Raw genomic sequence first — 3815 nt, 5'->3', positions numbered from 1 at the left:
TGGTTCAGGCCGTTCCAGGCCAGGGCCAGCACATCCGTGCCCGCGCAGTCAGTGTCCGTACCACTGGCACTGCCACTGCAATACTTCTTCACGTTGCCGCTGCGGTCGTAGACCAGCCGGCCACTGCTCGCGCCCTGGATTTCCTTCAACTGGTGCGCGGCGTCGAACAGGTAGCTTGTCGTGCTGCTGCCTTCGGTCCGGCTCGTGCGGTTGCCGAACACGTCAAAACCGAAGCTGCGTGCCACGCCGCCCGTGGTTTCGGTCTTGAGCCGGTCGCGCGCATCGAACGTGTAGCCGCGGGTAATCGCAGTCTGGTCGTGTGTCTCGGTCGAACTGTTGCGATTGCCCCAGTCTTCGAACCCGAAGCTCTGTTCGAACAGCACCCGGCTGCCGGCCGAGTGCGACAGACTGGCCAGACTGCCTTCCGGGTGCCAGGCGTAGGTGCTGCGCGCGCCATCCGGCCAGGTCTTTTCTGTCAGGCGGCCGGTCGCATCGAGGGACATGGCGACGGTCTGCCCGTTCGGGGCCGTGATGCCGGTCAGCCGGCCCGTGCCGTCGTACTGGAAGCGCCACAGCGCGGCCTCAGTGCCTGCGCCTGCGCCGGCTCCCAGCGATATGCTCGACAGCCGCCCGCCCGGTGTCCAGCCGTACTGAATGGCGCGGCCCACCCGGCTGTCGGTGACGGATTCGAGCCGGTGAGCGACATCGAAGGTGTAGTCGTAGGCAACCAGCGTTGCACCGCTGCCGTCTTTGGTTTCGGCGCGCGTCACCTGGCCCAGCGGATTGCGTGTCCAGCTTGCCGTCTGGCCCGCCGCCCCACTGCCGGGCACCGCGCGCGATTTGAGCAGGCCGCGCAGCGAGGGGTCGTAGCCATAGGTGGTCCAGGCGCCCGTTGTGGCCTGCTCGGGTGTCTGGCTCGATTCCAGATTACCGTAGTAGTCGTACCTGAATTGCCAGACGCGCCCCAGCGCATCGGTACGGGTCAGTTCGTTACCGAAGTCATCCCAGGTGGAGGACTGCTGAAGCTTTAAAGTGCTGTCCGCAAAATTGCACTCGGCACTGCTGAAGTCCGTCGTCGGACCCGCCCACACCTCGGTCAGGTTCGACAGCCCGTCGAATCGGTAGCAGACCTGCAGACGCTGCCCGCCATCCTCCGGTTCGGACAGCGATCGGGTGATGCGCCCGATCGCATCGGTAAAGCTCACGTTCGCACGCGCCGCACCCCCCGCACTGACCCGGCGCGTTTGCGTAGGGACCCCGCCCGCGTCGTAGTCGAATTCCACCGCCCGGCCGCCCCCCTGGCCCGGAATGGCGGGCACCCGGATGCGGGCGAGCCGTCCGTCCTGATCATCGCCGTGATAGTCGTATTCGGTGACGGCACCGGTCGGGTCCGTCACGGCCAGCGGCCGGCCCATCACGTCCAGGCTGGTGATGACCATGCGGCCCTGTTCGTCCTGCGCCAGAAAGGGCCTGTTCGCCAGATCGTAGGCGAACCCGATGCGGTAGCCATCCGGGCTTTGCACATCCAGCACATTGCCCACGCCGTCGTAAGTCCAGGCCGTGCGGTTGCCCGCATTGTCCAGGCGCCGGATCATCCGGTCCTGGCCATCGAACACCGCGGTCATCGAATCGAAACGGTTGCTGCCCGACACGAGTTCAAGGGCCGTCAGGTTGCCGTTGGCGTCGAAACTGAATTCCCGCGGCTGCCCCAGCCCGTCCAGGGTTTTATGGAGCCGGTCCAGCGGATCGTAGTCGAACGTGACCGGATACCAGCGCGCATCGACACCCGAGGTCATGCGGCCCAGTGCGTCGTAACCAAAACTGGGCGTGGTTTCGCCCACCTGTTGGCCGTTGCGGTTGCCCGCGCGGGTCATTGTCAGTCGGTTGAACCGGTTGCCATCGAAGGTGGAGGTGACCAGCGGGCCCGTTCCGCTGGTAAATCCGCCAAGATTGGCGCCAGTGAAGCTGCGCAGCCGCTTCGTACCCGTGACATTGCCCGATTCGTCGCTCTGGAACTTGGTCCAGGCCAGCACATCGCCCGCAGCGGGCGCAACGCCCGCCGTCGGCGTCACACCGGCTCGCAGCCGCACCTCATCGGTCAGTGAGCCGTTGGCGGCGAAATGCTTGAGCGTCCAGTTACCGCGCGCATCCTTGAGCCGGCGCGCCTGACCGAACACCGTGTAGTCGCGCATCTCGCTCACCGCACCAGACGGCTGGACCACCGTCTCAAGGTAGCCCTCGGCGGTATAGGTGTAGCGGGTCTGGCGCCCTGCCGGATCGGTCATCGCCGTGCGCAGGTGCGGATTGGTCGGATGATCGTACGCGTACACGTAGGTCCCGCCATTACCGACGGACTGACTGACGGTGTTGCCCCGCTGGTCAAAGACAAACCGGGATTCGGACCCACGGCTGTCGACGGTCCAGGACTCCCTGCGATACGGGTTGTAGTGAAAGGTCAGCGCGGAATCCGGAATCAGACTTGCGCTGGTGTCGAAGTTCGTGTGCCGGAACACCTGGCCGCTGGCGTAATACTCGAACTCGATGCCGTTGCCGCGGGGCTTCGTGTGACGGCGTATGGCGTGAGCGAGCTTCGGGCCGTCCGCCAGGGTGTAGTAGCTATAGGTACTGGCCTCGCCCTTGGGATTTTGTACGCGCGTGAGATTGCCTTGACCGTCTTCATAGCCGAACACAACGGTGCGGTGGGTGAAGTCCCTGGCCTGGGTGATCCGACTACCCGTCCACGTAAAACTCAGTGCGGTACGGCCGAGACTGTCGGTGACGCTCGTGAGTTGGGTTCCGGTGTAGTTCAGCGTCAGCGTGTTGCCATACCGATCGGCAATCGCAAGCAATCGCGCTTTGGGCGCCGTTGCCGGCGTCTGGACGGCCGCGGGCGCGGTCACAGACTCGAACGTGTAGCTGAGCCCGCCGGTTTCCGTCACGCGGTAGCGGCCGGTGCCATCTGCAAGGCGAACGAGTTGTGCGAAGGTGCCCGCCTGTGCGGTCAATCCGGCGCCCGGATTGATGTTCCCGCCCGCGTGGCTGGTGGTCGAGTAGAACTGCTCCCTGCCCGTGCCATTGACCCAGCCCACCTTGGCGAGCCCACCTTCAACGCCATAGAACCGCATCTGGTGGTTGAACGAATGCGTCCAGCCAAAGCCAAGCGGCCCGTCCTCAGGCGTCTGCGCGTTGTACCAGCGCTCGAACACGACCGGGAGGCCACCGCGCGAGCGGATCGAAAAATCCACCTCGTTGTGAATGTAGTTCCCCGTCAGCATGTTCACCGGGTCCCCTGCCTTGCTGATCCAGCTGCTGTCGCCCTTGGTGCCGCCCGGGAGTGTCGTGAAGATGCCTTGCCCGCTGTTGAAACTCACCACAGAGCCGGGGGCGCTCGGAGCGGGCGTAAATACAAGGTTCAACGGGGTCGGATTGACCAAGGCGTAGCCGCCACCTGCCACGACTGAGCCGGCGATGATGGCGCCGTACTGCCCAGTCACGCTGTTTTCGGCCATGAAGACGGCGCCGCGCCACTTGCTTGTCGGATTCACCGGGTCGGGATACTCGATCCTTGACGCGGGGACGGTGACAACCCCGTGTTGCCCTCCGTCTGAACCGGTTACTGCGGCCTCGATGGCACCCTTGTAAGACGCCATGCTCGCGTCAGTCAGGGTGTCGTACTGGCCGATGTTGTTCTTGTCGAAGCGGCGCAACGGAATACTGGATTCCGACGCGAATTGCAGGCCACGCACGGTGGAGACGGCGTCCGTACGCATCGATTCCTGCCAGATGTGATGTTCAAGGGCCGATCCTGCATAAAT

The 3815-nt window shown here is 64.5% G+C and carries 1 protein-coding gene; it reads right to left on the bottom strand.

The annotated features are described in order from the left end of the window. The coding region (locus Q8R75_RS00800) for a DUF6531 domain-containing protein (protein ID WP_305663484.1) at nt 1–3815 on the bottom strand (3815 nt) is incomplete at both ends.

It is taken from the genome of Methyloversatilis sp., assembly GCF_030696805.1.
Classification (GTDB): Bacteria; Pseudomonadota; Gammaproteobacteria; order Burkholderiales; family Rhodocyclaceae; genus Methyloversatilis.
The sequence above is the reverse complement of the archived record's forward strand: the minus strand, read 5'-3'. Positions and strand labels throughout refer to the sequence as shown.